11 protein-coding genes and 1 pseudogene are annotated in these 15,934 nt (G+C 71.6%); 10 read left to right on the top strand and 2 right to left on the bottom strand.

Annotation, left to right across the window (positions count from 1 at the left end):
* Positions 1-22 precede the first annotated feature (22 nt).
* From ACGH7X_RS34610 to ACGH7X_RS34585, 6 genes are all read left to right on the top strand, one after another.
* Entirely contained in the window at positions 23-1,036 is a 1,014-nt protein-coding gene (locus tag ACGH7X_RS34610) for a LacI family DNA-binding transcriptional regulator (RefSeq protein WP_399893034.1), read from the top strand.
* A 151-nt stretch (positions 1,037-1,187) separates the two neighbouring features.
* Positions 1,188-2,603, top strand: coding sequence for an extracellular solute-binding protein (locus ACGH7X_RS34605; protein ID WP_399893032.1), 1,416 nt, complete (start codon positions 1,188-1,190; stop codon positions 2,601-2,603).
* 67 nt (positions 2,604-2,670) lie between these two features.
* Positions 2,671-3,630 carry a carbohydrate ABC transporter permease gene (locus ACGH7X_RS34600; RefSeq protein ID WP_399893029.1) on the top strand — a complete coding sequence of 320 codons (960 nt, stop codon included), beginning with the start codon at positions 2,671-2,673 and terminating at the stop codon, positions 3,628-3,630.
* Positions 3,631-3,648: 18 nt separating this feature from the next.
* A complete protein-coding gene (locus ACGH7X_RS34595; protein ID WP_399893027.1) occupies positions 3,649-4,524 on the top strand; it encodes a carbohydrate ABC transporter permease in 876 nt (291 codons plus the stop codon).
* A gap of 140 nt (positions 4,525-4,664) precedes the next feature.
* A complete protein-coding gene (locus tag ACGH7X_RS34590) occupies positions 4,665-6,269 on the top strand; it encodes a glycoside hydrolase family 13 protein (protein WP_399893025.1) in 1,605 nt (534 codons plus the stop codon).
* A 150-nt stretch (positions 6,270-6,419) separates the two neighbouring features.
* Positions 6,420-8,204, top strand: coding sequence for a SpoIIE family protein phosphatase (locus ACGH7X_RS34585; protein ID WP_399893022.1), 1,785 nt, complete (start codon positions 6,420-6,422; stop codon positions 8,202-8,204).
* 17 nt (positions 8,205-8,221) lie between these two features.
* On the opposite strand, the gene ACGH7X_RS34580 is transcribed toward ACGH7X_RS34585, so the two are convergent.
* Positions 8,222-10,096 (bottom strand): ABC transporter ATP-binding protein, encoded by a 1,875-nt coding sequence (locus ACGH7X_RS34580; protein ID WP_399897554.1) that lies wholly within the window; start codon positions 10,094-10,096, stop codon positions 8,222-8,224.
* Positions 10,097-10,291: 195 nt separating this feature from the next.
* On the opposite strand from ACGH7X_RS34580, the gene ACGH7X_RS34575 reads away from it, so the two are divergent.
* Complete coding sequence (locus ACGH7X_RS34575; RefSeq protein ID WP_399897551.1) at positions 10,292-11,191, top strand: YbhN family protein; 900 nt, start codon at positions 10,292-10,294, stop codon at positions 11,189-11,191.
* A 144-nt stretch (positions 11,192-11,335) separates the two neighbouring features.
* Here ACGH7X_RS34575 and ACGH7X_RS34570 read toward each other — a convergent pair.
* Positions 11,336-11,638 (bottom strand): annotated as a pseudogene (locus ACGH7X_RS34570) (FGGY family carbohydrate kinase); the annotation flags it as partial.
* A gap of 414 nt (positions 11,639-12,052) precedes the next feature.
* Here ACGH7X_RS34570 and ACGH7X_RS34565 point away from each other — a divergent pair.
* The 3 genes from ACGH7X_RS34565 to ACGH7X_RS34555 all read left to right on the top strand — a co-directional run bounded on the left by ACGH7X_RS34565 (position 12,053) and on the right by ACGH7X_RS34555 (position 15,924).
* Entirely contained in the window at positions 12,053-13,054 is a 1,002-nt protein-coding gene (locus tag ACGH7X_RS34565) for a hypothetical protein (RefSeq protein WP_399893020.1), read from the top strand.
* 32 nt (positions 13,055-13,086) lie between these two features.
* Positions 13,087-14,631 (top strand): amino acid permease, encoded by a 1,545-nt coding sequence (locus ACGH7X_RS34560; protein ID WP_399893017.1) that lies wholly within the window; start codon positions 13,087-13,089, stop codon positions 14,629-14,631.
* 210 nt (positions 14,632-14,841) lie between these two features.
* Complete coding sequence (locus tag ACGH7X_RS34555; RefSeq protein ID WP_399893014.1) at positions 14,842-15,924, top strand: mechanosensitive ion channel family protein; 1,083 nt, start codon at positions 14,842-14,844, stop codon at positions 15,922-15,924.
* The last annotated feature ends 10 nt before the right edge of the window (positions 15,925-15,934 follow it).

The following is a 15,934-nucleotide window of genomic DNA, read 5'->3' as shown; positions in this document are numbered from 1 at the left end:
GACTTGCGCTAGTCTTGCGTATGTGACGCGACGACTTGCTCAGGTGGCGAAGAAGGTTGGGGTCAGCGAGGCCACGGTCAGCCGGGTGCTCAACGGCAAACCGGGAGTCTCGGAGACGACCCGGCAGTCCGTGCTGAGCGCCCTGGACGTCCTGGGCTACGAGCGGCCGACCCAGCTGCGGGGCGAGCGCGCACGACTGGTGGGGCTGGTGCTGCCCGAGCTGCAGAACCCGATCTTCCCCGCGTTCGCCGAGGTCATCGGCGGCGCGCTGGCCCAGCAGGGGCTCACCCCGGTGCTGTGCACCCAGACCAAGGGCGGCGTCTCCGAGGCCGACTACGTCGAGCTGCTGCTGCAGCAGCAGGTCTCCGGCGTCGTCTTCGCCGGCGGAGGCCTGTTCGCCCAGGCCGACGCCCCGCACGACCACTACCGGCTGCTCGCCGAACGCAACATCCCCGTGGTCCTCATCAACGCCTCCATCACCGACCTCGACTTCCCGTGCATCGCCTGCGACGACGCCGTGGCCGTCGAGCAGTCCTGGCGGCACCTTGCCTCGCTGGGACACGAGCGCATCGGCCTGGTCCTCGGCCCCACCGACCACATCCCCTCACGCAGGAAGCTCGCCGCCGCACAGGAGGCCGCCCGTGCCGCCCACGGGGAGCTGCCCGAGGAGTTCGTCGAGCGGGCCATGTTCTCCCTCGAAGGCGGCCAGGCCGCCGCCACCCGCCTCCTCCAGCGCGGTGTCACCGGCATCATCTGCGCCAGCGACCCCCTCGCCCTCGGCGCAGTACGAGCCGCCCGCCGCCGCGGCCACCGCGTACCCCACGACGTCTCCGTCGTCGGCTACGACGACTCCGCCTTCATGACCTGCACCGAACCACCCCTCACCACCGTCCGCCAGCCCATCGAGGCCATGGGACGCGCCGCCGTCGACCTCCTCTGCGCCCAGATCCAAGGGACCGAAGTCCCGCACAGGGAACTGCTCTTCGAACCGGAACTCGTCGTCCGCGGCTCCACGGCACAGGTATCCGCCCGGTAGCGGGACCTCAACATCTTCGGCGGACTGTCAAGCAATTACGAAATCAGCGCGAGATATTGCGTTCACTTGTTTGCGGTGGTTGAGTGAGCGGCGCCCCACAACGCATCGGCGGTGGGGCGCCTTCCACGTTCATGCCCGAAGGGGACCACCCATGAGAAGTGCTCGGTTCCGCCGTACTCGTCGTGCCGGCGCCATCACGCTCGTCTCCGCTCTCACCCTGACCGCTCTGGCCGCCTGCGGCACGAGCAGCAGTGACGACGGCGGCGGTTCCGAAGGCGGCAGTGGGTCCTCGGACCCGGCTGCCCCGCTGGACCCGAAGACCAAGGTGACGATCACCATCGACTGCATGCCGCCGACGGCGAAGGCGGCCGAGCTGAAGGAGTGGAAGGAGGACGTCAAGGAGTTCAACAAGACGTACCCCAACGTCACCATCGAGGGCCGCTCCACCCCGGGCCAGTGTCTGGAGCCGCCGCGCTTCACGGCGATGCTCAAGGCCAAGTCGCAGCCCGACGTCTTCTACACGTACTTCACCGATCTGCCGCAGGTGCTGGACAACGACGGCGCCGAGGACATCACGGCCTACGTCAACGACAAGACCGTGCCGGCCCTCAAGGACATCGACCCGAACGTCCTCGGCTCGCTCAAGCACGAGAACAAGCTCTACGGCCTGCCCACGAGCAACTACACGATGGGCCTGCTGATCAACCGCAAGCTCTTCGAGAAGGCCGGACTCGACCCGGACACCCCGCCGCGCACGTGGGAGGAGGTCCGCACCGCCGCCAAGAAGATCGCCGACCTGGGCGAAGGCATCGCCGGCTTCGGCGAGTACAGCGCGGGCAACACCGGCGGCTGGCACTTCACCGCGCAGATGTACAGCATCGGCGGCGAGGTCGTCGACGAGAGCGGCAAGAAGGCGGCGTTCAACGACGCGCTGGGCAAGCAGGTCGCCGAGAACCTCCACGCCATGCGCTGGGAGGACGAGAGCATGGGCAAGACCCAGCTGCTCAAGTGGGGCGACCTGCAGAAGCAGATCGCCACCGACAAGCTGGGCATGTTCCTCGCCGCGCCGGACGACATCACGTACATGGTCCAGCAACTCGGCGCCGACTACGAGAACTTCGGCATGGGGCCGATCCCGGGTGCCAAGAACACCCTGGCCGGCGGCAACAACTACATGATCAAGAAGGGGATCTCCCCCGACAAGATCAAGGCCGGTATCGCCTGGCTGAACTTCCAGAACCTGACCGTCGGCGAGGGTCAGTTCAACTGGGCCCGCAAGAAGACCGACAAGCTGCCGGTCGGTCTCCCGCAGCCCAACTTCTGGCTGAACGAGTCGAAGAAGAAGGACGACGCGGCCCGGCTCGAGCACGCCACCATGCCGGTCGACAACTTCAAGGCGTTCATGGACAACCCGGTCCCGGGCATGGCCGAGCCGCCGAAGGCCCAGGAGGTCTACAAGGTCCTGGACAACGTGATGTCCGGCATCCTCACCAACGAGGACGCCGACGTCGACAAGCTGCTCTCCAGCGCGGAGCAGCAGGTCAACCAGGTTCTGGCCACGCAGTGACCGGCTCCCTCGGGGGGCGGGCCGCACCGCCCCCCGGGGCCCATGAGATCAGTCCCAAGGAGCGACGATGTCGGCCCCCAGCCTGACCCCGAGCAAGGCGGCGAGAGCCCAGCACGCCCGGCCGCCGGTGGACGGCCCGCCCCGGCGCGGCGGGTCGTTCGGCAGGAGCCTGAAGCGCAATCTCACCGCGCACGGCTTCCTGATCGGAGCGGTTCTCTGCTTCGCGTTCTTCTCCTGGTACCCGATGGTCCGGGAGTTCTTCCTCGCCTTCCAGAAGACGGACCAGGGCGAGGTCTCCTGGGTCGGCCTGGACAACCTGGAGACGGTCTTCAACGACCCGGCCTTCTGGCAGGCGTGGCGCAACACCCTGCTGTTCACCGTGCTGGCCCTCGTCCTCGGCTTCGCGGTGCCGTTCGTCGTCGCGATCGTCATCAACGAACTGCGGCACGGCAAGGGGTACTTGCGGCTGCTCGTCTACCTGCCGGTGATGCTGCCCCCGGTCGCCTCCGTACTGCTCTTCAAGTACCTGTACGACCCCGGCTACGGGATGCTCAACGAGGTGTTCGGCTTCTTCGGACTGCCCGAGCAGCAGTGGCTCCAGGACCCCGACCTCTCCATGCTCTCCGTGGTCATCGCCTCGACGTGGATGAACATGGGCGGCGCGGCACTCATCTACCTGGCCGCGCTCCAGGGCATCCCCGGCGAGCTGTACGAGGCGGCGGAGCTGGACGGTGCCGGGCTGCTGCGCAAGATCTGGCACGTCACGATCCCGCAGACGCGGCTCATCCTGTCGCTGATGCTGCTGATGCAGATCATCGCCACGATGCAGGTCTTCGTGGAGCCCTTCCTGCTCACCGGTGGCGCCGGCCCCGAGGGCTCGACCACCACGGTCGTCTACCTCATCTACCAGTACGCCTTCAACTTCAACAACTACGGTGCCGCGGCGGCCCTCGGCCTGCTGCTCCTCGTACTGCTGGCCGGATTCTCGGCGGCGTACGTGAAGCTCAGCCGCGCCGAGGACGAGTAGAGCCGGGGGAATCCACAGATGTCCACACGCACACTCATCTCACCGGCCCAGCTCGCCCGCCCGCGCGGGAAGTTGCTGTACTGGGTGGTGTTCGGCCTCGTCGTCGCGCTCTTCACCGTGGTGTTCCTCGGGCCGATGTACTGGATGATCTCCAGCGGTTTCAAGGACACCCAGGAGGTCGTGCAGACCCCGCCGACGCTGGTCCCCGAGTCCTTCCGGCCCGAGAACTACTCCGAGGCGTGGAACGTCATGGACCTGGCCGGCCTGCTGGGGAACACGCTGTTCTACGCGTTCGGCGCGCTCGCCTTCCAGCTGGTGTTCGACGTGGCGGCGGCCTACTCCCTCTCCAAGCTCCGGCCGATCTTCGGCAAGGCCGTCCTCGGTCTGATGCTGGCGACGCTGATGATCCCGGCGACCGTGCTGGTGGTGCCGCAGTACCTGACGGTGCTCGACGTGCCGATCTTCGAACGCAACCTGCTGAACACGCCGTGGGCGATCTGGCTGCCCTCGGTGACCAACGCCTTCAACATCTTCCTGCTGAAGCGGTTCTTCGACTCGATCCCCAGGGAACTGCTCGACGCCGCCTCGATGGACGGTGCGTCGCCGATGCGCACGCTCTGGTCGATCGTCCTGCCGATCTCGCGGCCGATCCTCGGCGTGGTGTCCATCTTCGCGATCGTGGGCGTCTGGAAGGACTTCCTCTGGCCCATGCTGACCCTGCCCGACCCGGCCAAGCAGACCCTGAACGTCGGGATCTACTCCCTGTCCAACGGGGTGCCCATGAACGTGCTGATCGCCGCGCTCACCATGGCCTCGCTGCCGACCCTCGTCATCTTCCTGATCTTCCAGCGCAACATCATGAGCGGACTCACCGCCGGAGGACTCAAGGGCTGAGGGCGCGGGGCCGAGGCGCTTGCGGCCCGCTCCCCTCCCCACCTCCGGCTCGTCCCGTCAACCTTCGCCGCCGGCCTGTCCGACGCCCCGCTCTGTCCGGGCCGGCGGCGAAGATCCACCCTGCCCGAAAGGACCGTCACGTGGCAGCCCCCAACTCGCACCGCACCGACGACTGGTGGCGCGACGCCGTCATCTACCAGGTGTATCCCCGCAGTTTCGCCGACGGCGACGGCGACGGCACCGGTGACCTGGCGGGCGTCCGGGCGAGACTGCCCCACCTCGTCGAACTCGGCGTGGATGCCGTCTGGTTCACCCCCTGGTACGTCTCGCCGCTCGTCGACGGCGGCTACGACGTCGCCGACTACCGCACGATCGACCCGGCCTTCGGCACCCTGGGCGAGGCCGAGAAGCTGATCGCCGAGGCGCGGGAGCTGGGCATCCGCACCATCGTCGACATCGTCCCCAACCATGTCTCCGACCAGCACGCCTGGTTCCGGGCCGCGCTCGAGGCCGGTCCGGGCAGCGCGGAGCGGGAGCGCTTCCACTTCCGTCCCGGCCGCGGTGAGAGGGGCGAACTCCCGCCCAACAACTGGCCCTCCCAGTTCTCCGGCCGCACCTGGACCCGGGTCCCGGACGGGGAGTGGTACCTCCACCTGTTCACCCCGGAGCAGCCCGACCTCAACTGGGCCCACCCCGAAGTACGCCGGGAGCACGAGGACGTGCTGCGCTTCTGGTTCGAACGGGGGGTGGCGGGCGTACGCATCGACTCCGCCGCGCTGCTCGCGAAGGACCCCGCGCTCGCGGACTTCGAGGAGGGCGTCGACCCGCACCCGTACATCGACCAGGACGAACTGCACGACGTCTACCGCTCCTGGCGGGCCGTCGCCGACGAGTACGGGGGTGTCTTCGTCGGTGAGGTGTGGCTGCCCGACGCCGAGCGCTTCGCCCGCTACCTGCGGCCGGACGAACTGCACACCGCCTTCAACTTCAACTTCCTGTCCTGCCCCTGGGAGGCGGACCGGCTGCGCCGCACCATCGACGACACCCTGGCCGAGCACGCCCCCGTGGGCGCCCCGGCCACCTGGGTGCTCTGCAACCACGACGTGACCCGCACGGTGACCCGGTACGGCCGCGAGGACACCGGCTTCGACTTCGCGACGAAGGCCTTCGGCACCCCGACCGACCTGGCCCTGGGCACCCGGCGCGCGCGGGCCGCGGCGCTGCTGACGCTGGCCCTGCCCGGGTCCGTCTATCTGTATCAAGGGGAGGAACTCGGCCTGCCCGAGGCCGACATCCCGCGGGAGAGGATCCAGGACCCGATGCACTTCCGCTCCGGGGGCGTCGACCCGGGCCGGGACGGCTGCCGCGTCCCCCTCCCGTGGGCCGCCGACGCCCCGTACTGCGGGTTCGGCTCCGAGACCGAGCCCTGGCTGCCGCAGCCGGCGGGCTGGTCGGCGTATGCGGCGGACCGCCAGGGCGCGGACCCGGAGTCGATGCTGTCGCTCTACCGCGAGGCGCTGCGGCTGCGGCGCTCCACCCGGGGTTTCGGCGACGGCCCGCTCGACTGGCTGCCCGCGCCGGACGGTGTCCTCGCCTTCCGGCGGGCGGGCGGCCTGATGTGCGTCGTCAATCTGTCCGCCGGGCCGGCCGAGCTGCCCGCGCACAGCGCCGTCCTGCTCGTCAGCGGGCCCCTGGACGGCGCCGGCCGGCTGCCGGGCGACACGGCGGTGTGGCTGCGCGCCTGAGCCGCGCAGGGCGGCGCAGGGCGGCGTCCCTTTGCCGCGCCCTGGTGCGGTGGCCCCGGTCGGTGCGCCCGACGGCCGGGGCTCCGCCGTCGCCGGTCGCCGCGAGGCGAGGCAGAATCGGGGACAGGAGGCCGTGGGAGGAGGCGACGCGTGCGGGAACGACCGTGGCTGCGCGGGATCCGCCGGCCTCCCGAGGCGCTCGTGGGCGGCCGCCGGGCGCTGAAGAACGCCGTGCGCCCGGTCACCGAGGCGGTGCGCGCCCGGCGTCGGCTGGCGTGGCTCAACGAGGCCGGTATGCGCATCGGGACCACCCTGGACCTGCGGCGCACGGCCGAGGAGCTGGCCGGTTTCACCGTGCCGGAGCTGGCCGACGGGTGCGCGGTGGACCTGCTGGAGTCGGTGCTCCGGTTCCAGGAGGGCGACCGTCCGGAGGCGCAGACGCACACCCCCGAGCTCAGAGCCATGGCGGTCGCGGAGATTCCCGGGCTCGACCTCGCTCCGGACCCGGTGGGCGAGCTGTCCGTGTACACCCCGGACCGGCTCCTGCGCACCTGCCTGTCCACCCGCGAGCCCGTGCTGGTCACGCGCATGGAGCGGCCCGACTTCGCCGCGGTGGCGCCCACGCCCGAGGCGGCCGACCGGATGCGTCACGCGGGTGTGCACTCCTACCTCGCGGTGCCGCTGATCGCCCGCGGGGTGCTGCTGGGCCTGGCCGATTTCGTCCGGGCGGGCAGCCGGACCCCCTTCACGCGTGCCGACGTGGCACTGGTCATGGAGCTGGCGTCGAAGGCGGCCGTGTACATCGACAACGCCCGGCTGTACGGGCGCGAGCGCGAGCACGTCGTCACCCTTCAGCGGGCGCTGCTCCCCCGGTCCAGCCCGAGCACCCCCGGCCTCGACGTGACCTCGTGCTACGACCCGGCCGCGGATCCGGCGGCCGTGGGCGGCGACTGGTTCGACGTGGTCGAGCTGCCGAGTGGCCGTACGGCGCTGATGGTGGGCGACGTGATGGGGCGCGGTCTGGCCGCCGCCGCGACCATGGGGCGGCTGCGCACGGTGGCGCGGACCCTGATGGCGCTGGACATCGCGCCCGAGCGGCTGCTGGCCCGCCTCGACCTGGCCGCCCGCGACCTGGAGGAGGACCAGGTGGCCACGTGTCTGTGCGCGGTCTACGACCCGTACGGCCGCACCTTCCGCATCGCCAGCGCCGGTCACCCGCCGCCGCTGCTGACCGGGCCCGACGGTGCCGTCTCCTTCCTGGAGGTACCCGCCGGGGCACCGCTGGGGACCGGGGTGATCCCGTACGACCCGGTCGAGCGGCCGGTGCCCGAGCGGAGCCGGCTGATGCTGTACACGGACGGGCTGATCAGGTCCCGTACGGCCGACCTCGCCGCCCAGCTGGAGCGGCTGCGCGAGGCGGTCGGCGACGGGGTGCCCGAGGACGGCACCGAGTGCCGGGCGGTCGCCGAACGGGTCGGCGGCGACCGTTCGGACGACGCGATCGTCCTGGCCGCCCGCGCCCGGCCGCTCGGTCCGGACCACGACGTGTACGTGCGGACGCTGCCGCCGGACGGCAAGGCCGCCGGGCAGGCGCGTACGGCGGTGCGCGAGCAGTTGGAGCGGTGGGGTCTGGACGAGCTGGTCGACACGACGGAGCTGGTGGTCAGCGAGCTGGTAGGCAACGCCCTGCGGTACGGGAACGCCCCCGGTGAGCTGCGGCTGCTGCGGCACGAGCGGCTGTCGGTGGAGGTCTCCGACTCCGGTCCCGACCTGCCGCAGATCCAGCACGCGGACGTGAGCGACGAGAGCGGGCGCGGTCTCCAGCTGATCAACATGCTGTGCCGGCGCTGGGGCTCGTGCCGCACGCCCGAGGGGAAGGTCGTCTGGGCCGAGCAGGACCTGCCGGTGCGGGCCGGGGTGTCCGGCCCGCCGTAACGGCCCGCGCGGCGGGCTTACGCGGCCTTGTCCATGGCCGGTCGTCCGAACTGGGTGCGGTGCAGCTGGGCGTAGCGGCCGTCGGCCGCGAGGAGTTCCTCGTGGGTGCCGCGTTCCACGATGCGGCCCGCCTCGACCACCAGGATCTGGTCGGCCGCCCGAATCGTGGAGAGCCGGTGCGCGATCACCACGGCCGTCCGGTCCTCGAGGGCCTCGGCGAGGGCCTCCTGGACGGCCGCCTCGGAGGTGTTGTCGAGGTGGGCGGTGGCCTCGTCGAGGATGACGACGCGCTGGCGGGCCAGCAGCAGCCGGGCGATGGTCATCCGCTGGCGTTCGCCGCCGGAGAGCCGGTAGCCGCGCTCGCCGACGACGGTGTCGAGTCCGTCGGGCAGGGACCGTACGAGGTCGGCGAGGCGGGCGCGGCGCAGCGCGTCCCACAGGTCGCCCTCGGTGGCGTCGGGCCGGGCCAGCAGCAGGTTGGCCCGGACCGTGTCGTGGAAGAGGTGGCCGTCCTGGGTGACCATGCCGACGGTGTCGCGCAGCGACCGGGCGCTCAGGTCGCGCACGTCCACGCCGCCGACGCGCACGGTGCCGCCGTCGGTGTCGTACAGGCGCGGCAGCAGCTGGGCGATGGTGGACTTGCCGGCGCCGGAGGTGCCGACGAGCGCGACGGTCTGGCCCGGTTCGGCGCGGAAGGAGAGGCCGTGCAGGACCTCTTCGCCGCCGCGGGTGTCCAGGGAGGCGACCTCTTCGAGGGAGGCCAGGGAGACCTTGTCGGCGGACGGGTAGCCGAAGCGGACGTCGTCGAACTCGACGGCGACCGGGCCGTCGGGGACCGGGCGGGCGTCGGGCTTCTCGTCGATGAGCGGGGTCAGGTCCAGCACCTCGAAGACCCGCTCGAAGCTGACGAGGGCGCTCATGACCTCCACGCGGGCCCCGGCGAGCGCGGTGAGCGGCGCGTACAGGCGGGTCAGCAGCAGGGCCAGCGCCACGACGGCGCCGGGGTCCAGGGTGCCGCGCAGGGCGAAGAAGCCGCCGAGGCCGTAGACCAGGGCCAGGGCGAGGGCGGAGACCAGGGTGAGCGCGGTGATGAAGGCGGCCTGGGCGGTGGCGGTGCGCACGCCGATGTCCGCGACGCGGCGGGCGCGGTCGGCGAACTCGGCGGACTCCTCCTCCGGACGGCCGAACAGCTTGATCAGGGTGGCGCCGGGCGCCGAGAAGCGCTCGGTCATACGCGTGCCCATCGAGGCGTTCAGCGCGGCGGCCTCGCGCTGCATGCGGGCCATGCGGCGGCCCATGCGGCGGGCCGGGAGCACGAAGACCGGGAGCAGCGCCAGGGCGAGCAGGGTGATCTGCCAGGACAGGGTGAGCATGACGGCGAGGGTGAGCAGCAGCGTGACCAGGTTGCTGACCACGCCGGACAGGGTGTTGCTGAAGGCCCGCTGGGCGCCGATGACGTCGTTGTTGAGACGGGAGACCAGCGCGCCCGTACGAGTACGTGTGAAGAACGCGACCGGCATGCGCTGCACATGATCGAACACGGCCGTCCGCAGATCCAGGATGAGTCCCTCCCCGAGCGTCGCGGAGAGCCTGCGGGAGAGGATGCCGAGCACCGCCTCGGCGACCGCGATGAGCGCGATCAGCAGGGCGAGACGCACGACCGTGCCCTCCTCGCCCCGCGACACGATCGCGTCGACGACCCGTCCGGCCAGGACGGGGGTGGCGACGGCGAGCAGTGCGGTCACCATCCCGAGCAGTACGAAGCGGGCGATGCGGCGGCGGTGCGGGCGGGCGAACGCGCCGATGCGGCGCAGCGTCGCGCGGGCGAGGGGGCGGCGCTCCTGCTCGGCGTTCATGACGCTGTGCAGCTGGGTCCAGGCTGTGGTCTCCATGCTCATGTGGGAGACCGTAGAACCTCGACCAACCTTGAGGTCAATCAGGCGCCGCCCGCGGTCCGTAAGCCCGTGTCCGCGCGTCGGCCATCCGTAGTTGGCGCTACTCGGGGAATGTCTTGTGGTGTGACGACAGCGGTACGACTCCCCGAGAAGCCACTCCTGCACCGCGTCCCGGTCCGCCGAATCCTCTGCGTGCTTCCGCTGCTCCTGGTGACCGTGGTCGCGGTGCGGCACCGGTCGGTACTCGCCGAGGGCTTCGGTCATCTCGCCACGGCCCGCTGGCCCTGGCTGCTGGCCGCGGCCGGTGCGACCTGTCTGACCTGGGCCGCCGCCGCCTGCACCCGGCAGGGCGCGGTGGTGGAGCGGCTGCCCCGGCGGCGGCTGCTGGCCACGCAGTTCGCGGCGGGCGCGGCCAACCACCTGCTGCCGACGGGTCTTGGCGCGAGCGCGGTCAACCTGCGGTTCATGACGGTGTGCGGGCTGCCGCTCGCCCGGTCCTCGGCCGCCCTCGCCCTGTATCTGCTGGCGGAGAGCGTCGGCCGGCTCGCCCTGCTGGGCGCCCTGCTGATCGCGTTCCCCGACGCGCTGCGGCTCGGCACGCTGCTGCCCGAGGGTGCCGTGGGGCCGCTGGTGGTCGTCGCGGGCGCGGTCCCGGTCGTGGCGGCGGTGGTGCTGGCGCTGATGCCGCGGCTGCGCGGGGCGGTGGCCGCCTTCCTGCGGACGGCGCTGGGCGAGGCCCGGTCGGTGCACGCCCGCCCGGCTCGTGCGCTGGCGCTGTGGGGCGGCGCGCTGGCGTTCCCCGCGTTGCAGGCCTCGGCGCTGGTGCTGGTGGGGCGGTCGCTGGGGCTGCCGGTACCGGTCGCGCACATGGCGGTGGCCTATCTGGCGGCGACGGTCGCGGTGGCGCTGGTGCCCACGCCCGGTGGCATCGGGTCGGTCGAGGCGGCGCTGGTCGTGGCGCTGGTGGCGGCGGGCGGCCCGGCCGGCGTGGCGACGGCGGTGGTGCTGGCGTTCAGACTCCTGACGGTCTGGCTGCCGCTGCTGCCGGGGGCGCTGACGCTGGCCGCGCTGGTACGGATGCGGGTGATCTGAGCGCGGATCACCTCGGGGCCGCTCGGTACCGCTCGGTACCGCTCGGGCGAGGCGGGCGGCGCGGGGGCGTTCGCGGGCCGCGTTGTCCACGATGTCGGGGAGCCGTTCGCCGGTCAGGCCGTACAGCTCCAGTGCGCGGGGTGACCACTGGGCACGGTCGAGGTCGAGCAGTTGGGTGCGGGAGGCCGTCGCGGCGTCCGTGACGAGGGCGCCGGTGAGCCGGTGGACCAGTCGGCTGTCGGAGGTGGTGACGTGGCCCTCGCGGGTGAGGTGGCGTCGTATCCAGGCCATTTTCGGCGCGGCGAAATACGCATCGAGAGGCAGGCGGGTTAGGCTCGGCAACTCGCCGACGTGTGCGTCGAGTTCACCCAAAAGGACGGGCTCGGCCCGGCGGTCCTGCCGGACCAGTGGGTCGTGAGCGGGCGGCCGGTGTCCGGCGTCGACCACCGAGGCGTACAGCTTCCCCTGGCAGGCAGCGCGGACGGACCTCGGCGAAACCGGTGCCGACGACGCCGCGTTAGGGGCGGATCACCGGGGCCTTGGCGCCCGAGGTTCCCTGGTCGACGGGGGGCACCGGGTCCGCAGTCGCGCGCCTCCCCGGCTCCCGCGTCGACCGTCTCGGCGATCACTGCGCGTCGGCCCGCCCTCCGTGGGCACACGGCGTCACGAGTGAGAGACGGCCAGTCAGTTCGACCTGGTGGCAAAGGATTTGCGCTCACTTTCCAAAACAGAACAGAGGCGGAACCTCCGCCTCTATAGTGTGCGCCGACCGCACGACCGCCGCACCGCCGCCCCAGGGGAGGGCTGTTTGTCACTCCACCCTGCCGTCAGGACCGCTCCGCTCCCCACAGCGGCCGTCTGATGGCCAGAGACGGAGCCCAGCCCGCCTACGATCCCGCCGGTCACGACACCGCGCTCCGCTCCGCCTTGCAGGAACTGCGCGCCGGGCGCTGGATGTCGATGCGCATCCTGCTGGAGCAGACCGGTTCCTGGGCGCAGTGGACCCGGCGCACCCAGGTGCTCGCCGCGTCGGCGGCCGGTACGGACGTGGTGCGGGCGTGGCTCGCGGAGGAGCCGCGCAGCGTGGCGGCCGCGGTGATGCACGCCCGCGTCGTCGTGGAGCGCGCGCTGCGGGCGCACCGCGAGGAGCACCGCCGCACGCGCGAACTGTGGCTGCAGGCCTGGCACGCCTGCGACGCGGCGTCCCGGGCGGCGCCCCACGACCCGGTGCCGTGGGTGTGCCTGCTGGCGCTGGCCCGGCTGGACGAGGGGCAGCGCTGGCAGGAGCACCGGATGCCGCCGCCGGAGCCGATGCTGCCGCCGGGGCCGTGGGGTCTGCTCGCCGAGGCCGGCAAGCGGGACCCGTACAACCGCGAGGCCCATCACCGCATGCTGCAGTTCCTGTATCCGCGCGGCGGCTCCGAACGCCTCGCCCAGGCGGCGGGGTTCGCGCACTGGGCGGCGGGGTCGGCTCCGCCGGGCTCGGCGCTGCACGTGCTGCCGCTGTACGTGCGGGTCGAGCGCTACCGCCGCTCGGGCGGGCGGGAGGCCGCCCTGGACCTGCACTGGGTGGCCGAGGACGCCACCCGTGAGGCGCGGCAGGCGTTCCACTCCTGGTTCACGCTCACCCAGGACGACGAGCGGTCCCTGCTGGACATGAACCACCTGGCCCACGCCCTGTGGGGCGCCCTCCGGTTCCAGGAGGCGGCCCGGGTGTTCGACGCGCTCGGCCCCTACTGGACGCCGCTGCCCTGGGCCTGCCGGGCCCCGGGAGCGGGTTCCTCCCAGCGGGCGGTGGAGGTCTTCCTCCAGGCCCGCACCCGCAGTCGTTCGGCCGCCCGCGGCGGTGACCGGCGCTCCTGACCCCCCACCCTTGCGTTCCCGGAGGTTTTCGTATGTCCCGCCCCTCTGAACCGTCCGTTCCAGGGCCGCGCAGCGCGTCCGGCGCCGCAACCGACGAGGAGCAGCGCCTGCGCGAACTCGGCTACCGGCCCGTGCTGGCCCGCCGCATGGGCGGCTTCGGCAACTTCGCGATCAGCTTCTCGGTGATCTCGATCCTGTCCGGCTGCATGACCCTGTACGGCTTCGGCATGGGCACCGGCGGCCCCGCCGTGATGCTGTGGGGCTGGGCGGGCGTCGGCCTGTTCGTGCTCTGCGTCGGGATGGCGCTGGCGGAGGTCACCAGCGCGTATCCGACGTCCGGCGCGCTGTACTACATGGCCGACCGGCTCGGGGGCCGGCGCTGGGGCTGGTACACCGGCTGGCTGAACCTGCTGGGGCTGCTCGGCGCGATCGCCGGGATCGACTACGGGGCGGCGCTGTTCACGGGCGCGTTCCTGAACCTGCAGTGGGGCTTCGAGCCGACGCCGGAGAAGACGATGCTGATCTTCCTCGCGATCCTGCTGCTGCACGCGGTGCTCAACCTCTTCGGGGTGCGGCTGGTCAGCGTGCTCAACTCCGTCAGTGTGTGGTGGCACTTGGCCGGCGTCGCGCTGATCGTCGGAGCGCTGGTGATCGTCCCCGACCACCACCAGTCGCCGTCCTTCGTCTTCACCGAGTTCGTCAACGACACCGGCTGGGAGAACCCGCTGTACGTGGCCGCGATCGGCCTGCTGCTCGCGCAGTACACGTTCTCCGGCTACGACGCCTCGGCCCATCTGTCCGAGGAGACCTCGAACGCCTCGGTGTCGGCGGCGCGCGGCATCGTGCGGGCCATCTGGGTGTCGTGGCTGGCGGGCTTCGTGCTGCTGGCCGGACTGACCTTCGCCATCCAGGACTACGACGCGACGCGCGACACCGCGACCGGGGTGCCGCCCGCGCAGATCCTCCTCGACGGACTGGGCACGGACGGGGCGAGCGCGCTGCTGCTCGTGGTGATCGTGGCGCAGCTCTTCTGCGGCAACGCCGAGGTGGCCGCCGCCAGCCGCATGGTGTTCGCGTTCAGCCGGGACGGCGCCCTGCCCGGCTCGGCCCTGTGGCGCAAGGTCTCGGCCCGCACCCAGACCCCGGTCGCCGCGGTGTGGCTGTCGGTGGTGGTGGCCGGCCTGCTCGCCGTGCCGTCCCTGTACTCGGCGACGGCGTACGGCGCGGTGACCGCCATCAACGTCATCGGCATCACCCCGGCGTACGCCATCCCGGTGCTGCTGAGGCTGCGGGCCGGCGACCGGTTCACGCCTGGACCCTGGAACCTCGGTCGCTGGAGCAGGCCGGTCGGCTGGGTCGCGGTGGTGTGGGTGGCGTTGGTCACCGTGCTGTTCTGCCTCCCCCAGTCGTCGCCGGTGACGGTAGACACGATGAACTACGCCGTCGTCGCCCTTGTCGTCGTACTGGTATTGGCCACGGTGTGGTGGTTCGTCGCCCGCCGTTCGTACGGCACTCCGACGACCGCGGCGTACGGCGACGACCGTGAGCAGGCGGAACTGGCCGAGGGCATCGTCTGAAACGTCCCGCCCAGCCCCTCGGCACGGTTCTGACCATGGCCGGGGATGCGGCAGGATGAGCGGTCGCGCGGGTCGAACTGTCTTGCGGATCGGCCGGGTCGCGCATCCCCGACATCCCGTAGGCATTCGAGCAGGTGACGACGTGACGAACCATCACATCCGGTCGTCGGCGAGGGACTTCGCCGCGGCCGTGCCCCTTGGAGGCGGCCGGTGACCGAGGAGCTGACCATGGACCGCCTGGTGCCCGCGGGCATCGCGCTGGGGGCGGGCCTGCTGGGGGCGTTCCTGCTGCGGATGCTGCTGCGGTGGCTGGCGGGCCATGCCGGGCGCACCCGCTGGGGCGGCGACGACGTGTTGGTGGCGGCGCTGCGCACGGTGGCGCCGTGGGCGGCGGTCGCGGGCGGCGTGGCCGGTGCGGCGGCGGCGCTGCCGCTGACGCGGACGGTGCAGCACGGCGTCAATCAGGTGTTGACGGTCCTGTTGATCTTCGTGACGACGGTGTCGGCGGCCCGGGTGATCGCCGGTCTGGTGCGGACGGTGACGACCTCCCGCTCGGGGGTCGCCGGGTCGGCCACGATCTTCGTCAACATCACCCGGGTCCTGGTGCTGGCCATCGGCTTCCTGGTGATGCTGCAGACGCTGGGCGTCTCCATCGCGCCGATGCTCACCGCCCTGGGCGTCGGTGGTCTGGCGGTCGCGCTGGCCCTCCAGGACACGCTGGCCAACCTCTTCGCGGGCATCCACATCCTGGCCTCGAAGACCGTGCAGCCCGGTGACTACATCCAGCTCAGCAGCGGCGAGGAGGGCTATGTCGAGGACATCAACTGGCGCCAGACCACCGTCCGCGAGCTGTCCAACAACCTGGTCGTGATCCCGAACGGGCAGCTCGCGAAGTCGAACATGACCAACTTCATGCGGCCCGAGCAGCGTCTGACGGTACTGGTCCAGGTCGGCGTCTCCTACGACAGTGACCTGGACCACGTGGAGCGGGTGACGACCGAGGTGATCGCCGAGGTGATGACGGAGGTCGGCGGCGCGGTGCCGGAACACGAGCCGGCGATCCGATTCCACACCTTCGGCGACTCGCGGATCGGCTTCACCGTGATCCTGGGCGTGGGCGAGTTCAGCGACCAGTACCGGATCAAGCACGAGTTCGTCAAGCGCCTGCACAGGCGCTACCGCGCCGAGGGCATCCGCATTCCGTCGCCCGCCCGGACGGTCGCGCTCCAGCAGGGGGGCACCGTGGTGTTCCCGCAGCAGCGGGCGGGTGAGGAGGCCGTCCCGCTGCCCTGACGGCAGGGTG

It is taken from the genome of Streptomyces sp. BBFR51 (genome assembly GCF_044591655.1).
In the GTDB taxonomy this organism is placed as follows: domain Bacteria; phylum Actinomycetota; class Actinomycetes; order Streptomycetales; family Streptomycetaceae; genus Streptomyces.
Note: the sequence above shows the minus strand (reverse complement) of the source record. Positions and strands in the feature narration are given on the sequence as shown.

What these genes read in the sequence shown, in the direction of transcription:
- ACGH7X_RS34600 (WP_399893029.1), top strand. Translation starts at nt 2,671, where the DNA reads ATGTCGGCCCCCAGCCTGACCCCGAGCAAGGCGGCGAGAGCCCAGCAC.
- ACGH7X_RS34595 (WP_399893027.1), top strand. Translation starts at nt 3,649, where the DNA reads ATGTCCACACGCACACTCATCTCACCGGCCCAGCTCGCCCGCCCGCGC.
- ACGH7X_RS34565 (WP_399893020.1), top strand. Translation starts at nt 12,053, where the DNA reads ATGGCCAGAGACGGAGCCCAGCCCGCCTACGATCCCGCCGGTCACGAC.
- ACGH7X_RS34605 (WP_399893032.1), top strand. Translation starts at nt 1,188, where the DNA reads ATGAGAAGTGCTCGGTTCCGCCGTACTCGTCGTGCCGGCGCCATCACG.
- ACGH7X_RS34560 (WP_399893017.1), top strand. Translation starts at nt 13,087, where the DNA reads ATGTCCCGCCCCTCTGAACCGTCCGTTCCAGGGCCGCGCAGCGCGTCC.
- ACGH7X_RS34580 (WP_399897554.1), bottom strand. Translation starts at nt 10,096, where the DNA reads ATGGAGACCACAGCCTGGACCCAGCTGCACAGCGTCATGAACGCCGAG.